Genomic DNA, 26,396 nt, shown 5'->3' with positions numbered 1-26,396 from the left:
CGTCTACTCGCCGTCAAGTCTCGCACGTGACAACGCATTGACCAGCGCTTCGGGCGAGCCATCGAAGCGGTCCACAATTGTCGCCATCGCCTTGTCCGCGAATGCGCTGCGACCCAGAAGACCCATCGTGATCCCAACTCTGTCGGCGGGAGCCTGATCCTGACTGACTTTGGCGGTCATATCGAAACTGTCGATCTCCACGCGGACGCCAACCAGCATCTTGCACCAGCTCTCAAACAGCTGCCGATCGATTTCCTCGAACCTCCAGCCATCGGCCGGCTCGTGGTCGTTGACCAGATCTTCGACTTGCCGATGAAGCGAATCTTCGCCCAGGATCTCGATCTTGCCTTGGAGAACGGCGCTCACATAATTGAACGTCGGCGCCGTGCGGCTGCGATCCGGGTCTGGGCCTGCAAACCGACCGGTATACCAGCTTGGCGAAATATGGGCATGGGGACCGTTCACGACGATCGTGGTGTCAACATCATCATCGAGTGCCGCGGTAAAGGCGTTTTCGCGCGCGAGATGGAAATCCACGGCGCCGAATTTTCCTATGTTCGGCCGGAAGGTAAGGGGTGCTTGGGCAATCAGGGGGCCGTTCTCGCCATTGATGGCGATCGTCGCGAACGGAAACGTCTCTATCAGCGTGCGCATCGCAGCCGGATCATATTGCTTGAACATTCCATAGTGCATTGCGTTTCCGATCGAGATTTCAGTTTTGGTTATGCGAGAGCCACTCAGGCTTTGACGTAGACCCAGGCATGAATGCCGGATTTCAGGGTCACTTCTATCCGCTTGTAATCCGACACCTCAGAGGCGTCCGCCGCAGCCAGCTCCTCGGCCGTGATCCGGAACACTTTGCCCGTTACCTCGTCATCGGGATTGCCGGAGAGAAGAACGATCGGATGGTAGCGCTCGCCGCTCTTTTCCAGGACATCCCGATCGGTGATCTCGACCATTTCTTTGCGAAACCCGGGCATGCTATCGTCGGAGCCATGCAATAGCCGGCCGAACGACGCCATCTGGACACTGTCCAACTGAAGTGTTCCATAGGAAAAGAGATGAATGGTCGCAGGGTCAGACATGAGGCACCTAGTTTACGGCTGTTGTTCGAGTTGGCGGGTTATGGCAATGCTTAATCGATCACAATAAGCCTTGGCTTTTTTGAAACCGAGACAGCGTCCCAGGGAGAACACCATGAAAATCAGCGCACGCAATCAGATCAAGGGCAAGATCGTCGAAGTAACCAAGGGTGCGACGACGTCGCACGTCCGGATCGACATCGGCAACGGCGCCATCATCACGTCGTCGATCACCAACCAGGCTGTTGATGAACTCGGACTGGCCGTCGGCGGATCGGCCTACGCCATCATCAAGGCGTCCGACGTGATGGTCGGCGTCGACTGACATGTTCAGGCCTTCTGGCAGTAAGGAGCAGTGCCATCGTCGCCGGTCTGGAAATCGCCCGGCTGCGGTGGTGCGATCGGCTTGAACAGGGTGCGGTCGGGCTTTAGGTCGATCAACGGCGTGCCGTCCAGACAATCGAGCCCGCGCACCAGAAGTGTCGCGCCTTCGACGGCCTCCAACTTGACGATCGACGTGCCGATCGGGTTTGGTCGAACGGGTGAGCGCAGCGAAAACGTGCCGTGCACCTTGCCGTTGCTTGCCGGACTTTGCAGCACGAGATCGCGCCGCGACCGGTCGAGCCAATAAAGAATTTCCAGCCGCTCGAAGGCGTCTACGCCCCGCAGCGCCGACACCCATGGCTCGAAAATTTCGATCCTGCAGATCGGGCCGTCAAGACGGCCCTGCCGTGGCGTTTCCATGCGCGACGTCCAGGGCGTGGAGATGCGGCCGATGAAGACCAGACCGGCATCCGTTGCCTGCGGCGGATCAACACTGACCTCGTTTTCGCGGATTTCATTCTCACGAACCATCCGTTCCTCCATCTGTTGTTGAATTCAAACGTGGCGCACAAAGCCGCGCTTCACTGCCTTCGATCGAGCCGACGACCACGTCGATATTATAGAGCTGTTTTAGCGCTTCGGGCGTCAGAACCTCTGCCGTCGGCCCAAGCCCAGCGAGTTTGCCTTCATAAAGAAGGGCAACGCGATCGGCGACCATGAAGACGTGATCGGGATTGTGCGTCGACAGGATGACTGAAATCCCGCGCACCGCCAACTGCCGGATATGGGAAAGCAGTCGCACCTGATTGCCGTAGTCGAGGTTCGCAGTCGGTTCGTCCATCACGAGGATTTCAGGCTGCTGGGCAAGAGCGCGCGCAATCAGGGCCATCTGGCGTTCGCCGCCGCTGATCTCGGTATAGGGCCTGTCTTGCAGATGCTCCATTCCAAGATCGGCCAAAGCGTCTTGCGCAATATCCCGGTCATGCCGACCGGGCGATGCAAAAGGTGCCAGGTGTGCGGTCCGTCCCATGAGTACGATATCGAGAACGGTGAACGGAAACAGCGCCGCATGTGCTTGCGGGACGTAGGCGATGCGCTCGGCCCGCTCGCGACGCGACCAGCCGCAGAGCGGTCTTCCATCGAGAAGGACTTCTCCGGCTTGAACCGGCAACAGACCAAGTACGGTTTTGAACAGCGTGGTCTTTCCGGCTCCGTTGGCCCCAAGCAGCGCCAGAACTTCGCCTTTTGCGACAGAGACGGTGACATCACTGCCGATCGCGCGTTGGCGATGGCCGAAGTGGAGCGCGCGGAGATCAAGCGTCATTGCCAACCCCTTTTGCCAGCCGCCAGCAACCAGAGAAAGAAGGGCGCTCCGACTGCGGCGGTCAGGATGCCCAGTGGGACTTCGATCAGCGCAATGCTGCGCGCCAGCATGTCGACGACAAGCAGATAGGCGCCACCGAGCATCATCGAGGCGGGCAGCAGTTTTCGAAAGTCTGGTCCGACAAGCATACGGGCAATGTGGGGAACGATCAGGCCGACCCAGCCGATGATCCCGGTCACGGACACCGATGCAGCCGTGATCAGCGTTGCGGCCGCGATGAGAAGTGCCCGTGTGCGAAACGTATCAATGCCCATGGTCTGGGCTTCATCATCGCCGAGCGTCATCACATTCATGCGCCAGCGCAACAGGACGAGCGGAATAACGCCGATGATCAGGGCCGGCAGAATGGAAAGAACGTCAAAGCGAGTGACGGCCGTCAGGCTGCCGAGCAGCCAATAGGTGATCGCCGGGAGCTGATCATAGGGATCGGCGAGGATCTTGATCAGCGAAATGCCTGCACCAACAAGCGCGCCGATCGCGACGCCGGCAAGCACCAGGGTCAGTACCGGATCGCGTCCGCGTATGGTGGCGCCAACTGCATAGACGGCAGTGACGGCAAGGAGACCGCCAGCGAAGCCAAGCAACTGGATGGCAATGACGGGCAGGGACAGGAAAATGCCGAGGACCGCGCCGAGGCTGGCACCGGCGGAGACGCCGAGAATATCGGGAGAGACCAGCGGGTTGCGAAACAGTCCTTGGTAGGTTGCGCCGGCTGCCGAAAGTGCCGCGCCGACGCAAAGGCCGGCGAGAACACGAGGCAGGCGGACATTCCAAAGCACGGTCGATAAAATCGGATCGACATCCCCGCCTGTCAGCGCGGCCTTTGCCGTTCCAAAGAGGACGACTGGTCCGGCGCCGTATTTTCCGACCATCATCGAGGTTATCGACAAAGCGAGCACGCCACAAAGGCCAAGCCACATCCATGCGCCGCCTTTGCGCGGCTGCGTCGCTGAAGTCGTCATTGCGATCCTGGCAAGGCGCCCTTCAACAGCGTCACCACCTGGTCGTCGGTAAGGTCGACCTGATAGAACAGCTTGTAGAACGCATGAACCTCCGCGGGGAGATCATCGGAAAAGGACTGCGGATAGAAGAGCTTTTCCAACCACGCGATGCCGATGAGCCGGTTGATGCCGGGCGGGGAATCGAACCAGCCGAAGGGCAGGGACGGCGCGACGAATACGCGCTTGTTTTTGACGGCCTCGATATTGGCCCAGAGAGGATCGCTCTTGACGGCCTTTGCAAACTTGCCGCTGGCCGCCAGGATCGTGTCGGGGTTCCACGATAGGATCTGCTCCAGCGAAACCTGGGTCAGGCCACCCGTACCCGCCGCTGCGGCGACATTGGTCGCACCAGTGGCTTCAAGGATTTCCAGGTTGATGGATCCAGAGAGGCCGGTCTCCAGCCCTTCGGGACCGCGCCCGTAATAGACTTTGGGACGCTTGTCTGTCGGGATCGCTCCGAGTTTGTCATTCAGCGTCGTGATGACCGTGTCGGAATAGTCTGCAAGCAGCTTTGCACGGCCTTCAACGCCAAGCAACTCGCCGACCAGTCGCAGTGTCTCGCCCGACTTGGCGAAACTGCCATCGATCAGCACATAGGGAATGCCGGTTTGGGCCTGAACCTTGTCGGCAAGCGAGGCATAGGTGGCGTCCACCGTTCCAACGTCGAGAATAATATCGGGCTTGGCAGCAAGCACAGCTTCCATATTCGCTGTTCCACCTTTTCCGGTGAGCCGCCCATAGGCCGGAAGGTCGCGGACGGACGGCTGCAGATAGGCCTTCTCCTCGTCACTCGGTGCTCTCACCCATCCCGTCAATGTGTCCGGCGCCAGCACATAGACCAGAATAGATGCCGGCGGACCGGCCGGCAGCACGCGGACGATCTTGTCGGGGATCTCGACTTTGCGGCCCGCAGCATCGGTGATCATACGAGCTTGCGCGTCGGTCGCCAGGACGCCGAGAATTGCAAATGACAGAACGGTCAGAAATCGCAGCATACCAGTCCCTTGCCTCTTCATGATGAGAACGCACCGGCAGACTATTGCATGGCGTTATATTTGATGGAATATCGCGGTTCCCACAGTTTTCGATTATCGATCAAAGCCAAGGATGACAGAGCCGCTCTTCGCGGTCTCGCCGGGCCACGAACTGGATTGTACCGCATGCGTTTGCAGGATCTCGACTTGATTGTCTCGCAGGGCAGAATTGCCGACCGGAGCCCCAACGCCATTCGCGGCGCCGCCGTGACGGCATCTGCTCTGGCCGAGCGATACGGCCTTCAACAAACCATCGTCGGAACGCCGCAACCGCACCAGAGCGACGGCTGGTCGCTCGCTCTTCCGCAAGCCAGCGATACGCTCGCTGGACTCAAGGCCGCCGTTGACGGTGCCCTTCAGGCCAACCGCATTCCACTGCTGGCGATCAACACCTGCTCGGCCAGCCTTGCAACGCTTCCGGCACTTGCTGCCTCTGTACCCGACGCCAAAATCCTCTGGGTCGATGCGCATGGAGATTTCAATACGCCGTTTATAACCGGCTCTGGTTACCTTGGCGGTATGGTATTAGCTGCCGCATGTGGCCTCTGGGACAGCAGCCACGGCGCCGGCATCGCGCCGGAAAACGTGCTGATTGCTGGCATTCGGGATGTGGATGGTGAGGAAGCTGACCTTCTGCGCAGCGCCGGCGTTCACATGCTGGCGGCCGGGGAGGTTACGCCCGAGGCCGTCGCCGACTTTATCGGGGGCTCGAAGGTCTGGATACACGTCGATTGGGACGCATTGGAGCCTAATTTCGTACCCGCCGCCTATGCGATCAAGGGCGGGTTGTCGCCGGGTCAGCTTCGGGAGGTTTTGATGCGCATCCCGGTGGCCCAGATTGTTGGCATCGAGCTTGCCGAGTTTGAAGCACCCGACGATGAAGCTGAGTGCTCTGCGGCTCTTGCCACGCTTCTCGCCATCGTCGGTCCAGCTCTCGACCGCTATCTGTGAACTGGTTGGCCGCGCAATGGTCCCGATTTATTGAGGCGCAGGCGGCCGAGTATCAGGAGATAAACAGCCGGCTCAAGCCTAGATCGCGCAGGCCGCGGCGATAGGCAATTGAGCTCCTGTCGGCCGGGATATGCGCCTCGAGCAGCGGATCGAGTGGCAGACATTCCGGTTTCTGTGCTTCGACGATCGCCTTGTCTTCCTCGAACACCCGCCTGTTGAAATCATAGACATCCTGAATCGGCAGGCCTCTGTCGAAATTGCGGGCGATCGGGGCAAACAACCGCGTCACCTTCGCCGACACCGGCGAAGCCGCGTTCATGATCACCAGGCGAGCCTCGCCCGGGAAATGCACCGTCAGCGTCGCCGTGAAAGGCAGATGCATTCGGAAGTGCCGCAGCCATTCGAAGCCCGGTCTACCATGATCCGAGATGCCAATCGGATAATTGCCGACGGAGCTTCGATATTCGACTTCAAAGCCGGCTGGATTGAATTTGGGCACATAGGGCGGCACAACGGTGTTGTTGGCATCGCCAAAGGTCGCTGTGTGCACGAACCCGAAATGCGCCACATCGAGAAAGCCTTCGATCTGCCGGCCGGCAAAACCGAAAATGTCGATGGTCGGACAGACGATCTGCTGGAAGTCCGGATCGTCCCAATGCGGCATATCCGCAATCGTGGTGTCCGCCGTGCCGTCCACATCCTCGGTCGATGCCGGCCGCAGGCGTGTCCACACCAGTCCGTAGCGCTCGACGACGGGATAGGTGCGCAGATGCAGCTTTTCCGGAATATGCATGTCGGGATGTGCCGGGACATGATGGCAGCGACCACCCGCTCCAAATCGCAGGCCGTGATAAGCGCAGATGATGCTCTCGCCATCGGCCGACCCCATGCTGAGCGGTACGCCACGATGCGGACAGATGTCGTTGGCGACGACGATCTGATTGCCGGAGCGATAAATGACGAGCGTCTCGTCCAAAAGTTTGGCAGCAACCGGCGTCCCGCCGATGTCGCGACAGAGTGCGATCGGATACCAATGGCGAGCCAGAATATGCCAGTCCTTCGGCTCGAAGGTGCAGTTGCGCGGCAGGTCTTCGTTGACATCAAAATGCTCTGTCATGGACGTCTTTCCGGCTGAAAACCAAAAGGTGGGAGTTGCTTCCATGAAGGTGCTTGCGCACCGTGTTGAAATCAATATCTTTGAATCGCAATACTCGTTGCAAAAAATGGAACACCTTTGAGCCAGCTCGTCTTCTCGCGCTTCCTGAAATATTTCTTCGAGGTGGCACGCCTCGGATCGATCCGGAAGGCATCGGAATATCTCAACGTCTCCGCCTCGGCGATCGATCGCCAGATCCTGACGGCCGAAAAGGAACTCGGGATCGCACTGTTCGAGCGCATGCCGAGCGGGTTGAAACCAACGGCGGCCGGGGAGTTGTTGTTGAGCAGCGGTAAGAGCTGGTCGAAGGATTTTAGCCGATTGCAGGCGCAGATGGAGGATCTGCGTGGCCTGAGACGCGGTCATGTGACGATTGCCGTCATCGATGCTCTGGCCAAGGGGTTCGTCCCGGAGGTGATCCGGCAGATGCGCGAAGACTTCCCGGGCATTTCTTTCACGATGAAGGTGCTGGATAACATAGATGTCGGCACGGCCCTGGCACAGGGCGAGGCCGATTTCGGGATCATGCTCAATCCGAGAACGACCAGGGACTTACAGGCGCATGCGCATTTCGATGTAGCTCTCGGTCTGGCAGTCGTCCCGGATCATCCGCTTGCACAGCAGAAAAACGTCCGCTTCAACCGTTGCGCCGATTATCCGGTGATCGCACCAGCGGAGCCGCTGGCGTTGTGCGAACAGGTGGACGCCCTCGTCGCTGCAACGGGAGTGGTCCTGACGATTGCCACCGCATCCGATAATATTCAGATGATCAAATCGCTTGTCGCCAATGGTGCCGGTGTTGGTATCCTCAGTTCGATCGACGTCATGAGCGAGGTCGCGGCCGGTGAACTCGCCTTCATCAGGTTGAGCGACACGATCATCAAGCCGCTGAGCCTGGCTGTGTGTGCGGCGCCGGTTCGCCAGTTATCGTCTGCTGCCAATTTGGTGCTGGATCGTATCGTTGCTGTCGTCTCCGAACTTGGCAGCGAAAGCGGCAATATTATCGCGCGCAATTAACACTGGTGGCATCCCGTGATATCGGGACGACAGGACTGAACCCTTCGAGGAGACGCGCATGTTCGAGGCAAAGACGATTGCGGATATTGGCAAGCCGGAAATCTATCATGAGCTTGGATCCCAGCTTCATGCGCTTCTCTCCGGCGAAAGCGATCCAATCGCCAATGCAGCCAACACCTCGGCGCTGATTTTCCAAATGCTGCCTGATCTCAATTGGGCCGGCTTCTACTTCCTTCATAGCGATGACGAGCTTCTCCTCGGCCCCTTCCAGGGCAAGCCCGCCTGCGTTCGGATAGCTGTTGGACGCGGCGTTTGCGGAACGGCAGTCGAAAAGGCGCAATCGATCGTCGTCGAAGATGTGCACGCCTTTCCGGGTCATATCGCCTGCGATGCGGCATCAAGGTCCGAACTGGTCGTGCCGCTGTTTCGCGACGGGCAGGTGTTCGGCGTCATCGATCTCGACAGCCCGACGCCTGGCAGGTTCGACGCTACGGATCAGGAAGGCATCGAGGCGCTTGCCGCGACCTATGTCGCGGCGTCTTCGTGGGAAGATTGACGTTATCTGTGCCTATAAAGACGCCGTCTTTGGGGGGGTGTGACGTGCCGACACGTCCTGGCATGCTGGTGGGAGAATGGCGCGTTCATCGCAAGATTTGCGACTATCGTGCGCGCTCGACCATAGCCTTTGTCGGCCATGCCACTATCATCGAGAGCGCATTTTTAGAACATGGCCAGCTGCACCCGGGCGGCAGAGCGCTCGACTGCCGTCGCGCTTATACGCTTATGATGGGAGACAGCGATGTTTTGGTGTTTTTCCCTGATGGGGCGGAGTTTGTCCGGCTGGCCTTCAAACCCATCCAGGCCGTCGTTCATCTCTGCGGCGACGACGTCTACTGTGGCCAGTTTCTCATCCGCAGCCCGCATGATTGGGCGGAGATCAGGTCGGTCACTGGCCCTCGAAAACGATACCGTAGCGTCACGCATTATCGGCGTGAGCCACTCTCTCCGCATGGGCGCATTATGTCTGCAGGGATATAGCGCTTCGCCACGACATCTGACATCTTCGGCCAGATTGATGACGTAATGATCGAAAGGGCACGCGATGGCCGGCGAGGAATTTGGAAAAAGCTCTCTAACGGTGGAAGATGCGCGCGCGCTCGTTCAGGCAAGCGTGCATCTGAAAGGCGTTGAGCATATCGACTTGGACGATGCGATCGGCCGGGTTACTGCGCAACCAATGACGTCGCGCGTTACGTCGCCGCCCTTCGATGTGTCCGCCATGGATGGATATGCCGTTCGATCAAGGGATGTGTCCGCTCCCGACACCACTTTGCCATTGTCGGGGGCTTCCAAGGCCGGTCTTGTGGAAGTGCCGGTTCTTGAAGCCGGTACCTGCATGCGGATCTTTACCGGCGCACCCGTGCCATGGGGCGCCGACAGCATCGTCATCCAGGAGGACACGGAACGCACGGGTGATGACGTGCGGTTTCTGGCCGCCGCATCCCGCGACCTTCACATCCGAGAGGCCGGCCTGAGCTTTGCCTTTGGTGACGAAATCATCAGGCGCGGGCGGATATTGACTGCGCGGGATATCGGGCTGCTCGCAGCCACCGGCCATCGATCCGTTCCGGTGTATCAGCGCCCTCGCATCGCCGTCCTATCCACGGGGGATGAACTGGCGATCGATGGCTCAGCCGCGTCCCAAACCGCCATTCACGACGCCAACCGGCCGGCGTTGAAAGCGGCGATCCGCGCCTGGGGGGCTTTGCCGATCGATCTCGGGATCGCGGGCGACGATGACAAGGCGATTATTTCGGCCCTGTCGGGACTCGATGCGGATTTGCTCGTCATCAGCGGTGGCGCTTCGGTCGGCGACCATGATCGCGTGCGCCCTGCGCTCCAGACACTTGGTCTCAGTTTCGATTTCTGGAAGATCAAGATGCGCCCGGGCAAGCCGTTGATGTCGGGAATACTGGGAACGACCCCGGTTCTCGGGATGCCCGGCAACCCCGTTTCCGCAATGGTGTGTTCATTTCTATTTCTTCGGCCTGCGATCGCCGCAATGACAGGGGCGGAAGACACGGGATCGATTTTCGAGAATGCTCTTCTCAAGAAATCTATCCCGCAAACCGGTGACCGCGACGATTATCTGAGGGCGGTCGTATCCTTTGACGACGGCAATTTGGAGGTGAAAGCGTTCGATCAGCAAGACAGCTCGATGCTTTTCCTGCTCGCTCAATCGAATGCGTTCCTGTTTCGGCCAGCCGGCGCCCCGGCGGCAAAAGCCGGTGAGAGCGTCAAGGTCATTCGGATGGAGACTGTCCCGGGATTTTAAGTACATGGGGTTGCCTCCGACTGAGGCGATCGCACACCTTTCTCGCGTAGTGAAATTTCCCCGGATTTACCAGTTCTACACAAAGCTGCTGCCCGACGACTATTCCGAGCGAAGCGAGTGAGGCGACGCTGAAGGCGTCCTGGGTAGCTCTAAGCATCTGCCCCTCTGCTCAGCCGTCAGCATTGGAAGTCGATCTAGTTTCCCACAGCCAGATTGCCGCTCGACCCGTAGCAACGACCACTGCCGCAACGAGAGCACAACTCGTGAAGGCCTTCGCATCTGAAAAGGGAGCAAATGTAGCGGCGGCGATGGCGACACCGATGCAGTTGGCGACCGAAATCAATGAGGATCCGAGACCCGGTTGATCAGGAAGAAGGTTTTGGAGATAGCCGATGGTGATTGAAAGCGTTCCGGAGGTCGCGAGCGCCAGCACCGCTGAACTGACGTAGATCGCGGTCATCGAAGTCGCAAAATATAGCGTCACGAAGTACCCACTGAACATTATTGAACCGATCAAAAGCATGGTCGGACGCGAGACATAGCGAAACAAGCGGCCCCACATCAGTATCAAAGGCAGTTCGAGAAGTTCCGTGAAAGCCGCTAAGTAGCCGATCTGGGCAAACGCGCCGTGAAGTTCCTGTGTAACGATGGGACCGAGTAGGATCTGCTGAAGACGTGGTGCCGCTCGCAGGACACCGCATCCCATGAGCGGTATGATCATCAGGACTGTTGTCCCGATTAGCGACTTTTCGGGAGTGTTGGAAGGTGACTGGGCGTTAATTGGTGCATCCCAAGACGGTCCCATCAACGGGGAAAACAGCAAGGCGGCCATCAGGCAAGCGGTGGCGGATGTTGCGAACGCCAGCCGGGAAGGATCAACGCCCGGCAGCACAACAAAAATCCCTGGCGCGGCCACCCATGCGGTGGCAAACAAGGTTCTACCTCGAGCATTCCGGTTTTCCGCCTCAAGTTTGTCCACGCCAAGTGACTGGGACCGGAGATAACCGAAGAACTGCTGCGTTAGGATAGACGTAAAAGGCAGGAACAGCACGCAGCACATTATGAAGAGAGCGACTGTTCCGAACAAAACAAAGGCGCCAATGCCAGCTCCGGCTACCGTTGCCAGCAACGCTATCATCGTTCGGCGACCAGGCAGCATATCGGAAGCCCAACCGATCCCGAGCGACATACACACCGACAAGATACCTGATGCGAAGACGATCAGGGAATAGCGGCTTCCCGGTATTTCGAGTACGTCCAAAGCCACCGTGGAAACATACGGTGCGGTTGCTGCGGAAGCTGTTCCGGACAGAAACAGCCCTAGATATGCTGTATTGAGCGAGTTTTTCATGGCAACCACGATCTCTGCAACCTTACCAAGGTATCATCGTCTTTGATGGCGGACATACCGTGATCGGCACGACAAGCACTGCCATCTGCGAGGTGGTCAGTCATCAGTTTCTCCTCCATGTCTTCTGGCTACAGAAACCCCAGAACCTGACTGACGTAAAACGACATTATTCCACAATATATGTTCGAAAATCGCACATACCTCTTGGCGATTGCCACCGCCTAGTTAAGCTGTGTCCTACCGACTCCGCCGTGTCCGGCTGATTAAAGGCTCATGTACTCTCAGAGCGAGCCAGAGATGGCGCACCAGCATGCGCCAATAGCATTCGATGTTCGAGGCGTAACGCCGAATTGCGTCACGGCGGTCAAACTGAGCGTTGCGAAAATGCCAAACCGCCTATAGCGTGATATTCCAAGGAATATAACGCTTTGGATGAGCTATGTCGCAATTGCCGGGCCTTCGCTATAACACACAGACAAAAGATCTCGGTATTCAGCGGCATGGGGAGATGCCTGGGCCGGCCTCGAACCTTGCTCCAAAAAATTTGGCGCGCACAAAGATCTGGGAGCTATCCTCCAATCTCCACTGCTCGATCATCGGCACTTGCCTAACCGGAGGGGAATTGCGTCAGTTCCTGCACAAAATGGGCGACGCGGATTCAAGGACTGCAACCGATCATTCCCTCCATGGACGCGGCGTTATGTCAGCCGGCCGGGCGGATACCGCTGGCAAGATGTTGCAAAAGACACTCGACCGACGTCACGAGACTATCATCAAACGCTTCCACAGAGTGAAGACGGCAAAAGAGGTTCGGGCGCTGTGGCGCGAGTGTTTCGACCAAGGCGAGATAAGCGGCGCATATTGGGCGGTGCTCACGCACGCTGCAACTGACAGAGCGCTTGTCAACGATGTGTTCGGTGAGGTGCACATGCTGTCGCACCTGGTTGGAAGCGCGAGCCGGCTAGATGTTGCCCGACTGCAGAAATTGCAGCGGGACGCCGATAGGAACGCCGAGACGTTGGCGCGGCAAGAGGCTCGGCTGCAGGCCTCGTCATCAGAGCAATCACGCCTGCAGCAACGTATCGCGATACTCGAGCATGGCACGCTGGAAGCACGGGCATCAGCTACCACAAACAGCACGGACGTTGCGAGCAGTGCCGCCGACACAGCCCTTAGGTCTCGCCTCAACACGGAGATCTCTCGTGGCGAGACGCTTGGCTCCCTCTTGGCCGCAATGGAAGGCCGACTGAAAGATGCTGAGTTGCGTGCAGCTTCAGCCACAAGCCAAGTTGAAGTGCTACAGCGCGAGCTCGACGCACTGGAGGCGCAGCTTTTTGCAGATGACGATGCAAAGGCACCCGCGAAGGTTCAGTTGAAGTCTCTCGACACATCGGTCCTTTATGTCGGAGGGCGGCGTAATTTGTTCGATCGACTCCGGACCCTGGCGGAGGAGCGGGGTATCCATCTTCTTATTCATGACGGTGGCATCGAGGATAGCAATTCGTATTTGGCCGGTTTGGTGGGCCAGGCGGACGTCGCACTATTCCCAATCGATTGCGTCAGCCACTCCGCGGCACTGATGGTGAAGCGCCTCTGCCGTGAAACCGGCAAGAGGTTTGTACCTCTTCGCTCCGCAAGTCTTACAAGTTTTTTGGCCAGTCTTGACACGCTCGAGATGCTGGAGAACCCATGACAGCTCACATTTCGGTGTTCGTCGCGGAGGCATGTAACTTCTGAGCCGGCGCATTCGTAGTACCAGTATGAACAAATACGTGGCTTGGGAGAAACTCCATGAAGTTGACGAGAAGACTGTTGTTGGCGGGTGCGGGGTTTGGCATCATGTCCGTTCGCTTTGGTCTGCCCTCTACCCCCGTGATGGCGGCAACGGGAACGTTTCCTGTCAGTCACACGAAGGAAGAATGGCAGAAAATCCTGACCGCCGATCAATATGCGGTGCTGCGGGAAGAAGGGACCGAAAGGCCGTTCACCAGCGAACTGCTGCATGAAGAGCGCAAGGGCAATTTCAGCTGCGCCGGTTGCGATCAGGACGCCTTTGCCTCCACCACGAAATTCGACAGTGGCACCGGTTGGCCGAGCTTCTGGCAGCCAATCGAAAAATCGGTGATCGAGACGGAGGACACATCGTTTGGTACCGTGCGAACCGCCGTGAGTTGCAGCCGCTGCGGCGGCCATCTCGGTCATGTCTTCAACGACGGGCCACAGCCAACCGGACTGCGGTACTGCATGAACGGCGTCGCCATGAAATTCCATAGCGAAGCGGCCTGAGCGCTGGAAAGAACCTGACATCATGCTGCTGTTTCTGCTTGCTTATCTCGGCGGTGTCCTGACGATCGTCAGCCCCTGTATCCTCCCGGTGCTGCCGTTCGTTTTCGCGCGCGCCGGACAGCCCTTTATACGCTCCAGCCTGCCGATGCTTGTCGGCATGGCCGCAACCTTCGCAGCCGTGGCGACACTGGCCGCCTTCGGCGGCGGCTGGGCGGTACAGGCCAATCAGTATGGCCGTTACCTCGCCTTGGCGCTTCTGGCGGCATTCGGCATCATCCTGCTGTTTCCGGCGCTCTCGGATTACCTGACCCGGCCACTGGTCTCTGCCGGTGCCCGTCTTTCGCAGTCGTCGGACAGGAAAAGTCGCGATGGCGGCTCGACGGTGGTCACCTCCCTTTTGCTCGGTGTCGCGACTGGATTGCTCTGGGCACCCTGCGCCGGCCCCGTTCTCGGCCTGATCCTGACAGGTGCGGCCCTCAACGGTGCCAGCGTTAGCACGACCTTGCTGCTGCTTGCCTATGCCCTGGGTGCCGCGACATCGCTGGCGCTCGCTTTGCTGGTCGGCGGTCGGGTCTACAAGGCGATGAAGAATTCACTTGGCATTGGTCAGCGCGTTCGCCAGGGCGTTGGCGTTGCGGTGCTGGTTGCCGTTGTCGCCATCTTTTTTGGAGCGGACACCGGCTTCCTGACCCAAGCCTCCCTCGCCAGCACGGCGAACCTCGAACAGAACCTGCTCGACAAACTGCATCCAAAACCCGAGGAGCCATCAGTGGTGATGAAGGGCGGTGACGCGATGATGAGCGGCAACAATACGATGATGATGGCCGCGAAGCCCGGGCTTGCCGATGCGCTTCCCATTGAGGGAACCATGCCGCCGTTGACCGGCGCGGTCGAATGGCTGAACTCCGCCCCGCTCACAGCCGAAGGCTTGAAAGGCAAAGTCGTCCTCGTCGACTTCTGGACCTATTCCTGCATCAATTGTTTGCGCGCCATTCCTTACGTCAAGGCATGGGCCGAGAAGTACAAGGACCAGGGCCTTGTCGTTATCGGGGTACACGCCCCGGAATTCGCCTTCGAGAAAGATCTCGGCAACGTGAAAAAGGCCATCGGCGATCTGGGGATCACCTATCCCGTAGCGATCGATAACGATTACGCCATCTGGCGCGCCTTCAAGAACCAGTATTGGCCGGCCCATTACTTCATCGATGCGAATGGCGAGATCCGTCATCACCATTTCGGCGAAGGCGAACATGATCAGTCGGAGCGGATCATCCAGCAGCTGCTGGCCGAAGCCGGCAAGGCCGATGTCGCAAGGGGCATCGTCGAAGTCAAGGCCGATGGCGTTCAAGCTGCGGCAGACACTGCGGAAGTCCAGTCGCCGGAAACCTATGTGGGTTACGCCCGAGCCGAGAATTTTTTGCCCACCGACGGTCTCGTCAAGGATGCCGCTCACGACTACCAGCTCGAGAACACCACTCTCAATCAGTGGGGTCTGATAGGGAACTGGACGGTGGGCGACGAGATGGCCGTGTCGAACACCAACGATGGCGGTATTTTCTACACGTTCCACGCACGCGATTTGCATCTTGTGCTGGGACCTGCCGTCGACGGGAAGCCGGTACGGTTTCAGGTGACGATCGACGGCAAGGCTCCCGGCGAAAGCCACGGAACGGACACGGATGCCGAAGGAAAGGGAACGATCACGGGCCAGCGTCTGTATCAGCTGGTCCGCCAGAAGGGGCCGGTGGCCGATCATACATTCCAGATCAAGTTCCTCGATCCCGGTGTTCAGGCCTACGCGTTCACGTTCGGCTAAGACGGACTTTGATGATGGAGAGACGATGAAACTGTTTATGTTTTATATCGGTGGTGATTGCGGGAATTCGAACATTGAACTGCATGATGTGAGGTTTTCGATCGGTGAGACTGCGGAGGATTGCCGCGACGATCTGCGCAATCAATGGTGGGGCGATCCAAAGAGCTTGCACCTCGATTGCTGGGGCGCGGTCGAACAGGCGGATGGCTACGATGTGACACTGACGACCGAACTGTTGGAACAAGCGCCTGCGACGAAATTATTTTTCGTTAATCTAGGCGGATACGATCCCACAGAATTCGGCGAACTGCACCGCAATATTCTGCTCGTCGCATCGGATGCCAAGGCAGCAACCAAGAAAGCCCTCCAGCAAATCAGAAACTGGAAACTCCCACACAAGGACAACGTGTTTGAGGTGGAGAAGGCGGTCGATGTTACAGAGTTGATGGGCCGATATGGATATCGTCTCAAGCTGACTGAGGCGACAAGCGTAAAGCCATTTGGGTTTACCTGTGCTTACATTCGAATTGGGGTTTAGGGGCGTTTAGGTGGCACGCCAGATGGTCGCGTTGACGACTTATCGCTGATTTGCTGACTTACTCAACGAAAACAGCAACGTGGTTGAGTCAACTTGTTGCGCGGATCTTCCGCGGTCTGGCATTCGCTGGCGCCTCCTATGACGAGTCGCCATCCGCCACATATCCATGCCCGGCCAATGCGAGTTTGGTCGTCGGTGTGAATAAGTGATTGCGGAACAGTGCGGCCGATCCCGCTGCGTTCCGACGCACCGAAACACCGTATTTTGCGGTCGGCCCTAAAGCTTCGGGAAGCGGAACGACAACGAGGTTCGGGTCACCTTCATTGAGCAACCCGTTGGATGCGTAGCTGATAAATGTGTCTACAGTTCCTTGTCCGATCAGGAAACCTGCGGGTGTCCTGCCTTTCGGGATCGGAGCGGAATTTCGCCCGCCCACCAACGCCTGGGCCTTGCCAGCAAGCAATCGTCCTTTTCCGGGATGACGACGCTCGACGTTCTGGAAGAACTCGACAGCGTAGTCTCCGGAGGGGTCGGCCATCGGGGTGGATGTTCCCAGCCTCACTTCTGGATCCGCAAGCACATCGATCAGATTTTCTTCGTTAACTGCAAGGCTTCGGCGAGCGATCAAGCATAGACGGTTTTGCGCAAAGCAAAGGACTGGGCCGGTCAGCCCTAGCGAATGCAGTTTTTCCGGATGAGCCAAGTTGGCAGATGCGAAGACGTCGAACAATGCACCTTCCTCAATCTTTTCTCGAAGTAGGCCTGCGGGACCGTGTTCAATCTGCACAGGTATTCCCAACTGACGTTCGAACTCCGAAATAATTTCGACGAAGACGTTGCGAAGACTTCCCGCTGCCAGGACGATGAGAGGCGTCGGCTGGATCCTGGTCTGCATGGTTGTTTCCTGTCTAAACCCGTGAAGTTCGGTCTCTAAGTATGGGCACGATGGAAGTGTGCCGATCTCCATCGTGCGTAAAAGTTATGGAGCGTACTGGGATACCGTATAGCGCTGCAAGATTTTCGTCCGTCATTATGTTTTCTACTGGCCCCAGAACCGCTTCGGTTTCATCAAACAGCATCAGAACATGATCGGCGATCGCGAGCGCATGATTGGGCTGATGGGTTGTAAAGGCCACCGCAAGGTTTTGGCTCAGGGCAACACCCCGCATGAGGTCCAGCACGCCTGCCTGATTTTTGAGATCGAGGGCAGATGCGGGTTCATCAAGCAGAAGGCACTCGTTTTTTCCGGCTAACGCCCTGGCAATGAGAACGAGTTGCTTCTCGCCACCTGAGAGGTGATTGAAACTCTTTTGCGAAAATGACTGCATGCCTGTGGTGGCCAGGGCGTCGAGAGCGATCGCTTCGTCGGCCTTGCTGGGGCTTCGGAATGTCGAGATGTGGCGAGCACGACCCATGAGAACGATATCGAGCGCGGAATAGGGAAATGACCCTCCAAAATCCTGAGGCACGAAGCCAATTGACCCGGATCGCTGGATGTTGCCAACCGTTAGGTTGATCAGGCCAGCGAGTGCGCGAAGCAACGTCGACTTCCCACGCCCGTTTGGGCCGAGGATGGCTAGGATCTTGCCTGAACGTAGCTCGAAAGCGAGATTGCGAAACAGCCAACGCTGACCGTCGTAGCTGTGCCCTGCATCCCTGATCGTTATAATGGAACGGCTCATCTGAGACCTTGCGACTGGCTGTGGCGCAGGAGAAAGGCAAAGACTGGCGCTCCGATCAACGCTGTCAGGATGCCGAGGGGAATTTCGGTGGCTGACAGGGTTCGGGCGACGTCATCGATGAGGATAACGTAGATGCTACCGATCATCAAAGAAGCCGGAAGCATAGATCGGTGGTCCGGTCCCACAACAGTACGGGCCATATGAGGGACGATCAGGCCGACCCAGCCAATAATGCCGCTCACTGCCACTTGCGCTGCGACGATAACGGTGACGAGGCAAAGGATCATCCAGCGGAGCAACTCCACCCGCACACCGAGGGCCGCTGCATCTTCGTCGCCAAGCGACAGTAAATTAACCCGCCAGCGAAGCGCGAGGAGGAAACCGGAGGCCACCAGAACTGGGATAGTGATTAATTCAAGCTTTGAAGCGTTCGCGGTTGCAAAGCTGCCGAGAAGCCAAAACACGATTGCCGGCAACTTCTCGTCGGTATCGGCCAGATACTGTACGAGGCTTACCAGCGCGCCGAAAAACCCGCTGACAACAACGCCAGAAAGAACGAGCGCGAGAATGTTTTTCCTTCCGACAAGGATGTTCAAGCCGTAGACGAGAAAGAGAGCAAACAGTCCGAACAGAAAAGCACTCGAGAGCAGGCAGTAGCTGGGGAAACCCAACAAAATTGCCAGAGTGCCCCCGAAAGCTGCGCCCGAAGACACGCCGATGATTTGTGGTCCAACAAGAGGATTGCGAAAGACGCCCTGTAGTGTCGCACCTGCAAGCGCCAGCCCACCTCCTGCGAACATCGCAAGAAGGACACGAGGAAGGCGTACAGTGAACACGACGGTGCGCTCGACTGCCGAGACTGTAGGGTTTGCCGAGATGATGGGATCAATCAGGATGGCCACGACCCGTGCTGCAGAAATCCCGTAGCGGCCGACGCCCAACGAGCACACAGCCACCGCAATGAACAGAGCGGTTAGGACCCATAACACCAATCTTGGTGCTGCGAACACGGCTGTTAGTCTTCCGCTCACAAGGCCGACTGGTAGTCGGTGCGGTAGAACTTTCGGTAGTACGCGTCCGCTTCGCTTTTCATATCGATATCGGCAAAGCGATCGGGATAAAGCGTTTTCGCCATCCAAAGCTCACCCAAAGCCAGCGCTTCCGGCATCGGATAGCCCCAGGCCTTGGCATATTCCGGCATCAGGTAGACCCGGTCGTTCTTAACGGCATCGATTGTCTGCCAGGAGTTGGAAGTCTTGATATCCTTGACGACCTCGGAGTAACGCTCCTGGACGAAGATCACGGCCGGGTTCCACGACAGAACGTCCTCCATAGTGACCTGCTTGAAGCCGGCAACGCTGTCGGCGACATTGCGGGCACCGGCCTTGGCCATCATCAGTCCCGTGTACTTGCCATGGCCATATGTGGTCAGGTCAGGATTTGCCATGTAGACCGGAACGCGCATCGCCTCATCGAGCCCTGCCAGCCGATCTGCGACCAGCTTCCGGTTCTTCATCGCATAAGCTATCAACTCCTCGCCCTGCTGTCTCTTGTCCAAGACGTCGGCGATGAGCCTGACACCGTTAGCAAAGCCGGCATCGTAGGCTTTCGGCTCATCAGCCACTGACGGGCTAAGTTTGGTGGCTTCCGATGGCGGCACGTCGAGAAGCGAGATCGCAACGACGGGGATACCCGTTCCTTCGATCTGGGAGATCATCTCGGGAGGCGCATAGTTGGTCACGATCACCACGTCGGGCCTCAGCTTCAGCAACTCCTCGATGTTGACCTTCGTCAGGCCGCCGGGCGTCGGCATCTTTGAAAGTTCCGGAGCAAGGCGCAGATAATTTTTTCCTAGCTGTTTTTGCCATTCGTCCAGCACACCCACGACCTTGGACATGGCGTTAAGCTGGACTGCGATATTGAGACTCTGGTGCTGCAGGATGACAACCCGGGCGACAACCTCTGGCAAGTGGACGGTCTTTCCAATTTGGTCGACGACGACTCGATCTGCCCATGCTGGAGCCGAAAAGAGCATAAGCAGAAAGAAGGATGTAAGACGAAAATATGTGGGCAAACGGTTGAACATGGTGAAAGTACTCGGATGCGAGGTGTGTGATAGGGCGTATCATTATGTTCCTGCGGATACAACGCTATTACAGCATGTGCTTTGTGGCCCTAGAACAAGCCGCGGGATTTCACGATGATTTAGCTTGGCTTGCCTGTCGGGAGGTCGCTGGGTGAGAGCGACGCTTTAACCTCGACCTTAATACCGGTCTTACTTGTCGAGCAGCAGTCTTCGCATCCAAACAAGTTAGTCTGGAGGCGAAATGGCGGTATGCAACCGGAAAAGCCAGTAATTCGTCGTCGACGCCTCGAGAACTCCTAGTGAAATCACCAGGAAAGTTCAATAAATTGGCTTTACGCTGCAATTAATTGATTTCGTGGGAAAAACGGTTTGATGCGTGAGTGGTCGAAGGTTCCGATCCTTTCAAAGCGAGAGGATGATCTCAGTCTTTTCCAAACTTTCCTATTAGCCACCAATACGGTCACATTCATTCAAGACCAATATCGCGCCGATCAAAGACTATGGGCCATTGCTGCGCCGCACGGTGACTGGCGCCCACTCACTTTCCTCGGCCTCAACGGCCATTTCGGGCCGCAATAGCCGGCTTGATATGGCTTTTTGTCGGTTGGATTTAGTCGCCCTTGTGCCGATGCAAACTGACGGACTTTCCCAGCGCCTTCTCAGCCGCTTTTTCCTCAAGCAGTGCGGCGTCCTTTTCAAGTTTATCGCTCATCTCACGGAGTTCTTCTTCGCTTAGCTTCTCGGCGCCAACGAACTTGTTCGAAGCCTTGCTGCTGAGGATTAGCTCATCGAGTTTCGCTTGGAGCGCCTTGCCATCCCTGTTTTGAGAGTTCTGTAGGACGAAAACCATCAGGAACGTTACGATTGTGGTCGAGGTGTTTATGACCAGCTGCCACGTTTCCGAGTAGTTGAAGATCGGACCAGTCGCCGCCCACGCCAACACGAGGAAGAAGGCAACGACAAACGTCACCGGCTTGCCTGACCAATCGGCAACGACGTTGGCAAAGGTGGAGAAGAAGCCTTTCTTTTTGGCCAATTGATGGACCTCCAGTCGAAGCGATAATATTTAGGCGCGAAGTGTGCTGCACTACAACCGCAGTGTAAATACTCGTCATACATGAGGCGAAAATGATGCTTTTGATCCGGTAGACAGAAATGACCCTATCAACGTTAGGATTAACAAGCGCATATCATGTGTTTCGGCATCTGGACCCCTAGCCGAGTCACATTAGCAAAAGACCCTGAACGCTGTCATGGCGTTCAGGGCTTTAGTGGGTCAGTATGTGCATTAGTTGCGCCCGATCATGTGGGGCATTCACGGACACCACAAAATATCAGGCTAAGCTAATGTAGGCCTGAAAGCAACAGCCGTTTTCGACAAGCATTCACCCGGCTGACAGCAACGATACCTGATCTCTGACAGACTTCGCGCCTCAAAGGGGTCTTCAGCTTGGGGCGCTTCCAGAACAATCAACATTTTCAGTTTTTAATTCCCCTGAATAGACAGTCACCGGCTCCCGCCGGTTAAGGAACGAAGTTAAATATTCATATTTCATTTCCGGCTCAGCAAGACTTCTCCAACGCTGCCATATTTGTTGTTACTTTCGAATAGCTTAAGGATATGTCCTGTTATTTACTAAATTATCAGGTTTTGGTTCTAGGGTTTTCGCACGCAGTACCCGTGCCTTCAAATGCAACACGCGATCAACGGATTTATAACCAACATGTCCTTCCTTCAAAATGCGAAGATCCGAACCAAGATATTGTCAGTGCTGATCCCAATATGCGTGATCGCCGCCGGCGGCGTGTTGATGATGTCACGCAATTTCCAAAAAGCCGATGACAACTACTCAGACCTAATTTCGCAAGATGAAGTAGCAACGGTCGCCATGGCCCGAGGGAGCCAAAGAGTCGCAGCCATTAGCTACAATGCCTATCAGATCCTCGCATACAGCTCGAAGGATCCGGAGACGGCGGGTCTAAATGACGATTACATAAAGAATAGAAAGACGCTTTTCGAATTATTCGACGTTGCAAAGGAGCACGCACAGGACGACGCCTCGAGCGTAGTTCCTCTCGAGGACGCCGCCAAAGAAATTCTTGCCATTACGGACGAAGCTGTGAAGGCAGGTCTGGTTGACGACGATGATAGAGCGAAGTCGCTGCTGAAGCAGGCGGACGTGAAAGTCAAAGAGGAGATCATGAACGTTCGAGCCTGGATTGAGCATAAAAATAAGAGTGTTGAAGACCAAAGCAATGCACTAACTGCCGTGACAGAAGACACCATTTTCTACACGTTGGCGATACTCGGCTTGGTTTTTGCGGCCGCGCTTGCTGCAGGACTAGTTGTTTCATCGCGCGGCATTACCACGCCTATTGTCAAACTGAAGAGCCGCATGGAAGCTCTGGCGCGTGGCGAAACTGAAGAACCAATTGCTGGGTTGGAACGAGGTGATGAAATCGGCCAGATGGCTGCAGCTGTCGCCGTGTTTCGCGACAACGCTATTGAGCGCATACGCCTTGAAAAGGAGGCGCAATCCAACCGCACCCTGTCAGAGCAGGAGCGAGCAGAGCGAGAAGCGCAGAAAGCGCACGACGCCGAAGCCACTCGCCTGGCCGTCGACAGCTTGGGAACGGGATTGGGCGAGCTTTCCAGCGGCAACATGTCTTACCGCATTGAGACCGCGTTCGTTTCCCATCTCGACGGGTTGCGGGAGAACTTCAATGGCTCGATGGACAAGCTTCAGCACACTCTCAGAGCCGTAGCCGAAAATGCTCAGGCGATCGATTCCGGCGCCAACGAGATCCGTGCGGCGGCTGATGATCTGTCTAAGCGCACGGAGCAGCAGGCGGCCTCGGTGGAGCAGACCGCCGCGGCTTTGGAAGAGATCACCACGACGGTGAAAGATTCTACCAAACGCGCTGAAGATGCGGGGCAGCTTGTCGGGCGCGCGAAATTGGGTGCGTTGAAGTCGGGCGAAGTCATGCGCGACGCAGTTGCCGCCATGCAGGGCATCGAAAAATCCTCAAGCGAGATATCCAACATCATCGGCGTAATCGACGAGATCGCCTTCCAGACAAACCTACTGGCGCTGAATGCCGGTGTGGAAGCCGCACGAGCAGGTGAGGCCGGTAAGGGCTTTGCAGTTGTTGCGCAAGAGGTGCGCGAGTTGGCCCAGCGCTCTGCCCAAGCCGCCAAAGAAATTAAGGCGCTGATCTCGACATCTGGATCTCAGGTCAAAAATGGTGTCGAGCTTGTAGGACGAACTGGACAGTCGCTTGAACAGATCGTCAAAGAGGTCGAGGAGATCGACCAAAACGTCCGTGCTATTGTGGAAGCGGCACGCGAACAATCGACCGGGCTGGCGGAGATCAACACGGCCGTGAACACGATCGACCAAGGCACCCAGCAGAATGCGGCAATGGTTGAGCAGTCGACGGCCGCCAGCTACAGCCTCACCAAGGAGGTAGCCGCGCTGAACGAATTGCTTGGCCAATTCAACCTGAGAAACAGCGTAGGCGGGTTCACTTCGGACTCATCGCCGACCGCTAGGGGCACGAGCCGCTCAACTCTTCACGTTGCATCAGCTAACGCCACTGTTCGCGCCACTCAGGTAAGACCAGCTCATGCGGGAGTGGCGCCTGGTGCGTCCCCGGCGCGATCCTTGCGCTCGAAACTTGCCGGTGCCTTTAACGGCGGCGCTCAGGCAGCAGCCACGGCCACCGAGAACTGGGAGGAGTTCTAGGGCCGCCGAGTGCGGCACTTTTTCCTAAGCTGTCCACTACGGCAAAGGTAGGTTGATAGCGATTGCCACATATATTGATTCAATGCCGACCTTTGACGACCCACATCTGCCCGACATGTCTTCAGCTTGGTAAGCTTGCAGACAGTCAAATTTTTAGGTCGTCAGTTTCACTGACTATTTCCCCCGCCGGCCCGTTCCGGCGAGGGAGCAGCCTTATGCGATGTACCGGTCCAAGTGCATTATGACACAGGAAATTTCCGCGTCGACGTCAACCGGAAGATCGCATCGAGGAGACAAGATTTTTGGCTGGTCGCGGCTCGTTTGAAAGAAGCCACATTGCAAAGGACATATCGCGATTTGATTTGAAGAGTTCCATAAATTGGCGTTACGCGCCAACTCCATGATATTGCTTGGAAAACGTCTCACAGGGTGAGTGGTAGGGTTCGGATCGCATCAAGGCGCTGGAACTGACGTCGGGCATTGATGGGCGGCGAAAGATGCCGGATATCTATGCTTCTGGGTTATTTCCGGGGCCCTGGAGTCCGCACATAAAAATTCGTCGATCCACGATCGTCCAGCAAGATTTCGGTCGGCTCCTCGGTGGAAAGCCATAATCGTAGCACGCTGCCATCATCTCTCTCTGGAGCAGCTGATTGGCCGCCGCCAAGAAGAACTTCCTGCTCGCTTTCCGTCAATTCCGCCCAGAAGCCATCGGCGGCAAGAAAAAACGTGCCGCTGACCTTCTCTTCTGCGAGGACGTCTGTGACCATGAACTTCCTGGAACGAAAACTCTGGGTGAGAAGGTGCCTCGTGGGGGATTTTGCGATCGCATCGAGAGGCATGTCCGCCAAGGCGTTTGCGAGGGTATGTGGCGTGACTTGCCAGTGTACCTGGCCGTCGTGCCTGCCAAGAAGGCAATCTCCTGAGTGGAGAACCGTCAAGGAGCCTGTGTCTGTCCCTCACGTGAAAGAAGATAATTCTGGCGGAACCCCTTGGAAACGATTTGCGAAGGGCTTGATGAATCTCCCGAAGCTTGGCTTGCATGAGCTCGTGGCCCCACGCCTCGTCGGTTCCTGGAAACCAGTCGACGACAGCTTCGACGATTGCCCGTGCATATGCCCCGTTGTTGAGCCGTTCGTGGCGCCATCAGCCACGATAGCAAGGAGTTCACCATGTCTCCCCGTGATCCCCGCATGGTCGCGATTGTCGTCGGTGCGTGTTCCTTTTTGGCTCAACCATCGGGCCTTGATTTTCATTGTGCGGGGCCATCCGCACAATGGCTTATCGAGACAAACCTGTCCCGGACGATTTCTACACGACCGGCGGGCCCGCGGATATTGCCATCGAGAAAATCGTCGAAGTCACCTTGATCGAGGAGCGCACGAAACTGTCCGGCGATGAAATTTCGAACCTCGTTGTCGGCCGCCGTGACCTCGGCTAGGAGCTCCTCCCTGCCGTCGATAATCAGGAGGATGTCCTCCGCGTCACGACTCATGATCAAGTCGCCGTTTCCCCTTCCGGCATAGGCCTCGAGCTTTGTCACAAGAAACATTGGCGGCGTCAGGATCCGGATCGCAAGGTCTTCCGAGAGCTGGTAGTGCTGTGCCGTCTCGATTCCACTCGCGTACCATCGATTTCCGAATCCGAGGATAGCCGGATCATCCGGCATGAAGTCGACCGTGAGCTTGCCGAGACGCATGCGGCAGATCACCGCCTCGTCAGCTGCCTCCATGAAGCCCCGGTGTCGAAGCTCTTCCTGGAGCTGTGCCCAGGCGGGAAGGCCTGCCAAGTCAACGATCAGGTCGATGTCGTCAGTGGCACGCACATCCTCAAGCGTGACCGGATCAGTGATGAATAGCGCGGTCGTGCATCCGCCGACGAAGACCAGGCGCGAGCGGAGGTCGTCGCCAAGGGCCGAGGCAACGGCTTTCATCATTTCCAGCAGTTGGGCGCGGATCGCTGTCATTTGCTCATGATCCTTGACTTGAGGTGGTCTGTCGCGAGACCAACTTCCCGCTGGTTCCCGAGGCGGATCGCATCGACCAACGCGAGGTACTCATAGAGTGCGTCGTCCTTCAGGACTGCGTCCGGCACGGTCTTGAAGAGCGGCTCCACCGCCTGCCCCATCTCCCTTCCGTTGGCATAGGGCCAAACGAAGTTGTACATCCCGCCGCTGATCAGGAGTTCCGTGAGCATAGGTGCGGCGAAGGCGGTCGGTATGCCGCGCTGCATCGGCCCAACTTGAGCGGGGAAGACGAACTTTAGCCCGGTGGTAATGAAGCCGAACAGGTTCCTGCGGCTTGGCCTAGGCTCGTTCTTGCTATTGTCTTTTCGCGCGATGCCTGACGCGACACTGCGCTTAATGGACTGCCCTATTTCGGTCTTGCTGATACCCAGTAGCGCCTCTAGGTTTCGAACGGAATACGGGTCTCCCCCAACGGATTCCGATCGCAACCGATCGATGCCCTTGGTGAGTTCCTGGTCTTGCAGGCTTACCAGCTTTAACAAAACGACGATATCTTGGCTCTTCATAAACAGTGTCCTCTGTCCTAGGACTGAGGACAGTTAGCCTGAAGCAATCGGTCCTGTCAATCTGTGGACATCGCG

27 protein-coding genes are annotated in these 26,396 nt (G+C 57.1%); 12 read left to right on the top strand and 15 right to left on the bottom strand.

Translation table 11 applies throughout. The features are described from left to right. Nucleotides 1-3: 3 nt before the first annotated feature. Together J5278_RS29850 and J5278_RS29845 are read right to left on the bottom strand one after the other, a co-directional pair. On the bottom strand, nt 4-693 hold the full coding sequence (locus tag J5278_RS29850; protein WP_209186009.1) for an FMN-binding negative transcriptional regulator: 690 nt from the start codon (nt 691-693) through the stop codon (nt 4-6). Nucleotides 694-737: 44 nt separating this feature from the next. Continuing rightward, on the bottom strand, nt 738-1,085 hold the full coding sequence (locus J5278_RS29845; protein ID WP_209186010.1) for a gamma-glutamylcyclotransferase family protein: 348 nt from the start codon (nt 1,083-1,085) through the stop codon (nt 738-740). Nucleotides 1,086-1,197: 112 nt separating this feature from the next. Here J5278_RS29845 and J5278_RS29840 point away from each other — a divergent pair, with 112 nt between their 5' ends. Further along, the gene (locus tag J5278_RS29840; RefSeq protein WP_209186011.1) at nt 1,198-1,407 is read left to right on the top strand and encodes a molybdopterin-binding protein; all 210 of its coding nucleotides are present in this window, start codon (nt 1,198-1,200) and stop codon (nt 1,405-1,407) included. A 5-nt stretch (nt 1,408-1,412) separates the two neighbouring features. Here the strand turns inward: J5278_RS29840 and tsaA are convergent, their stop codons facing one another. From tsaA to J5278_RS29820, 4 genes are read right to left on the bottom strand one after another with little or no spacing between them, the layout of a single operon-like run. After that, a complete protein-coding gene (tsaA, locus tag J5278_RS29835; protein WP_209186012.1) occupies nt 1,413-1,937 on the bottom strand; it encodes a tRNA (N6-threonylcarbamoyladenosine(37)-N6)-methyltransferase TrmO in 525 nt (174 codons plus the stop codon). Continuing rightward, a complete protein-coding gene (locus J5278_RS29830) occupies nt 1,927-2,730 on the bottom strand; it encodes an ABC transporter ATP-binding protein (RefSeq protein ID WP_209186013.1) in 804 nt (267 codons plus the stop codon). The genes tsaA and J5278_RS29830 overlap by 11 nt, the downstream gene beginning before the upstream one ends. Continuing rightward, entirely contained in the window at nt 2,727-3,752 is a 1,026-nt protein-coding gene (locus J5278_RS29825; protein ID WP_209186014.1) for an iron ABC transporter permease, read from the bottom strand. Before J5278_RS29825 ends, J5278_RS29830 begins: the two co-directional genes overlap by 4 nt. Then, entirely contained in the window at nt 3,749-4,786 is a 1,038-nt protein-coding gene (locus J5278_RS29820) for an iron ABC transporter substrate-binding protein (protein WP_209186015.1), read from the bottom strand. Before J5278_RS29820 ends, J5278_RS29825 begins: the two co-directional genes overlap by 4 nt. 165 nt (nt 4,787-4,951) lie before the next feature. Between J5278_RS29820 and J5278_RS29815 the strand changes: the two genes are divergently transcribed. Further along, nucleotides 4,952-5,776, top strand: coding sequence for an arginase family protein (locus J5278_RS29815; RefSeq protein WP_209186016.1), 825 nt, complete (start codon nt 4,952-4,954; stop codon nt 5,774-5,776). 52 nt (nt 5,777-5,828) lie between these two features. On the opposite strand, the gene J5278_RS29810 is transcribed toward J5278_RS29815, so the two are convergent. Beyond that, a complete protein-coding gene (locus J5278_RS29810) occupies nt 5,829-6,893 on the bottom strand; it encodes an aromatic ring-hydroxylating dioxygenase subunit alpha (protein WP_209186017.1) in 1,065 nt (354 codons plus the stop codon). A gap of 117 nt (nt 6,894-7,010) precedes the next feature. On the opposite strand from J5278_RS29810, the gene J5278_RS29805 reads away from it, so the two are divergent. The 4 genes from J5278_RS29805 (at nt 7,011) to glp (ending at nt 10,284) form a co-directional block, all read left to right on the top strand. Continuing rightward, the gene (locus J5278_RS29805; protein WP_209186018.1) at nt 7,011-7,949 is read left to right on the top strand and encodes a LysR family transcriptional regulator; all 939 of its coding nucleotides are present in this window, start codon (nt 7,011-7,013) and stop codon (nt 7,947-7,949) included. A gap of 58 nt (nt 7,950-8,007) precedes the next feature. Next, complete coding sequence (locus J5278_RS29800) at nt 8,008-8,505, top strand: GAF domain-containing protein (RefSeq protein WP_209186019.1); 498 nt, start codon at nt 8,008-8,010, stop codon at nt 8,503-8,505. Between the two features lie 62 nt (nt 8,506-8,567). Beyond that, complete coding sequence (locus J5278_RS29795) at nt 8,568-8,987, top strand: DUF6314 family protein (protein ID WP_209186020.1); 420 nt, start codon at nt 8,568-8,570, stop codon at nt 8,985-8,987. Nucleotides 8,988-9,051: 64 nt separating this feature from the next. Further along, the gene (glp, locus tag J5278_RS29790) at nt 9,052-10,284 is read left to right on the top strand and encodes a gephyrin-like molybdotransferase Glp (RefSeq protein ID WP_209186021.1); all 1,233 of its coding nucleotides are present in this window, start codon (nt 9,052-9,054) and stop codon (nt 10,282-10,284) included. Between the two features lie 169 nt (nt 10,285-10,453). Here glp and J5278_RS29785 read toward each other — a convergent pair whose 3' ends face one another. Beyond that, nucleotides 10,454-11,635: an MFS transporter gene (locus J5278_RS29785; RefSeq protein ID WP_209186022.1), complete on the bottom strand. Its 1,182-nt coding sequence runs from the start codon at nt 11,633-11,635 to the stop codon at nt 10,454-10,456. 439 nt (nt 11,636-12,074) lie between these two features. On the opposite strand from J5278_RS29785, the gene J5278_RS29780 reads away from it, so the two are divergent. From J5278_RS29780 to J5278_RS29765, 4 genes are all read left to right on the top strand, one after another. After that, the gene (locus tag J5278_RS29780; protein WP_209186023.1) at nt 12,075-13,328 is read left to right on the top strand and encodes a DUF2325 domain-containing protein; all 1,254 of its coding nucleotides are present in this window, start codon (nt 12,075-12,077) and stop codon (nt 13,326-13,328) included. Nucleotides 13,329-13,426: 98 nt separating this feature from the next. Then, on the top strand, nt 13,427-13,921 hold the full coding sequence (gene msrB / locus J5278_RS29775; protein WP_209186024.1) for a peptide-methionine (R)-S-oxide reductase MsrB: 495 nt from the start codon (nt 13,427-13,429) through the stop codon (nt 13,919-13,921). A 22-nt stretch (nt 13,922-13,943) separates the two neighbouring features. Next, nucleotides 13,944-15,737: a cytochrome c biogenesis protein DipZ gene (locus tag J5278_RS29770; protein WP_209186025.1), complete on the top strand. Its 1,794-nt coding sequence runs from the start codon at nt 13,944-13,946 to the stop codon at nt 15,735-15,737. Between the two features lie 25 nt (nt 15,738-15,762). Next, nucleotides 15,763-16,275 (top strand): DUF1543 domain-containing protein, encoded by a 513-nt coding sequence (locus J5278_RS29765; protein ID WP_209186026.1) that lies wholly within the window; start codon nt 15,763-15,765, stop codon nt 16,273-16,275. A gap of 136 nt (nt 16,276-16,411) precedes the next feature. On the opposite strand, the gene J5278_RS29760 is transcribed toward J5278_RS29765, so the two are convergent. The 5 genes from J5278_RS29760 to J5278_RS29740 all read right to left on the bottom strand — a co-directional run bounded on the left by J5278_RS29760 (nt 16,412) and on the right by J5278_RS29740 (nt 21,079). Then, nucleotides 16,412-17,170, bottom strand: a complete 759-nt coding sequence (locus J5278_RS29760; protein WP_209186027.1) for a substrate-binding domain-containing protein — start codon at nt 17,168-17,170, stop codon at nt 16,412-16,414. A gap of 13 nt (nt 17,171-17,183) precedes the next feature. Further along, entirely contained in the window at nt 17,184-17,957 is a 774-nt protein-coding gene (locus J5278_RS29755; RefSeq protein WP_209186028.1) for an ABC transporter ATP-binding protein, read from the bottom strand. Continuing rightward, the gene (locus J5278_RS29750) at nt 17,954-18,949 is read right to left on the bottom strand and encodes an iron ABC transporter permease (protein WP_247749080.1); all 996 of its coding nucleotides are present in this window, start codon (nt 18,947-18,949) and stop codon (nt 17,954-17,956) included. Before J5278_RS29750 ends, J5278_RS29755 begins: the two co-directional genes overlap by 4 nt. A 35-nt stretch (nt 18,950-18,984) precedes the next feature. Next, the gene (locus J5278_RS29745) at nt 18,985-20,043 is read right to left on the bottom strand and encodes an ABC transporter substrate-binding protein (RefSeq protein ID WP_219259556.1); all 1,059 of its coding nucleotides are present in this window, start codon (nt 20,041-20,043) and stop codon (nt 18,985-18,987) included. 610 nt (nt 20,044-20,653) lie between these two features. Continuing rightward, nucleotides 20,654-21,079, bottom strand: coding sequence for a low affinity iron permease family protein (locus J5278_RS29740; protein WP_209186030.1), 426 nt, complete (start codon nt 21,077-21,079; stop codon nt 20,654-20,656). Nucleotides 21,080-21,767: 688 nt separating this feature from the next. Here J5278_RS29740 and J5278_RS29735 point away from each other — a divergent pair. Then, nucleotides 21,768-23,789 carry a methyl-accepting chemotaxis protein gene (locus tag J5278_RS29735; RefSeq protein ID WP_219259579.1) on the top strand — a complete coding sequence of 674 codons (2,022 nt, stop codon included), beginning with the start codon at nt 21,768-21,770 and terminating at the stop codon, nt 23,787-23,789. 653 nt (nt 23,790-24,442) lie between these two features. Continuing rightward, entirely contained in the window at nt 24,443-24,715 is a 273-nt protein-coding gene (locus tag J5278_RS29730; protein WP_219259554.1) for a hypothetical protein, read from the top strand. 326 nt (nt 24,716-25,041) lie between these two features. Here J5278_RS29730 and J5278_RS29725 read toward each other — a convergent pair whose 3' ends face one another. Both J5278_RS29725 and J5278_RS29720 read right to left on the bottom strand, forming a co-directional pair. Further along, complete coding sequence (locus J5278_RS29725; RefSeq protein WP_209188333.1) at nt 25,042-25,755, bottom strand: hypothetical protein; 714 nt, start codon at nt 25,753-25,755, stop codon at nt 25,042-25,044. Further along, nucleotides 25,752-26,321, bottom strand: coding sequence for a hypothetical protein (locus J5278_RS29720; protein ID WP_219259552.1), 570 nt, complete (start codon nt 26,319-26,321; stop codon nt 25,752-25,754). Before J5278_RS29720 ends, J5278_RS29725 begins: the two co-directional genes overlap by 4 nt. Nucleotides 26,322-26,396: the final 75 nt, after the last annotated feature.

The sequence above is a fragment of the Rhizobium sp. B21/90 genome, from assembly GCF_019355815.1.
Taxonomy (GTDB): Bacteria; Pseudomonadota; Alphaproteobacteria; order Rhizobiales; family Rhizobiaceae; genus Rhizobium; species Rhizobium rhododendri.
This window is presented reverse-complemented; position numbering and strand designations above follow the sequence as displayed.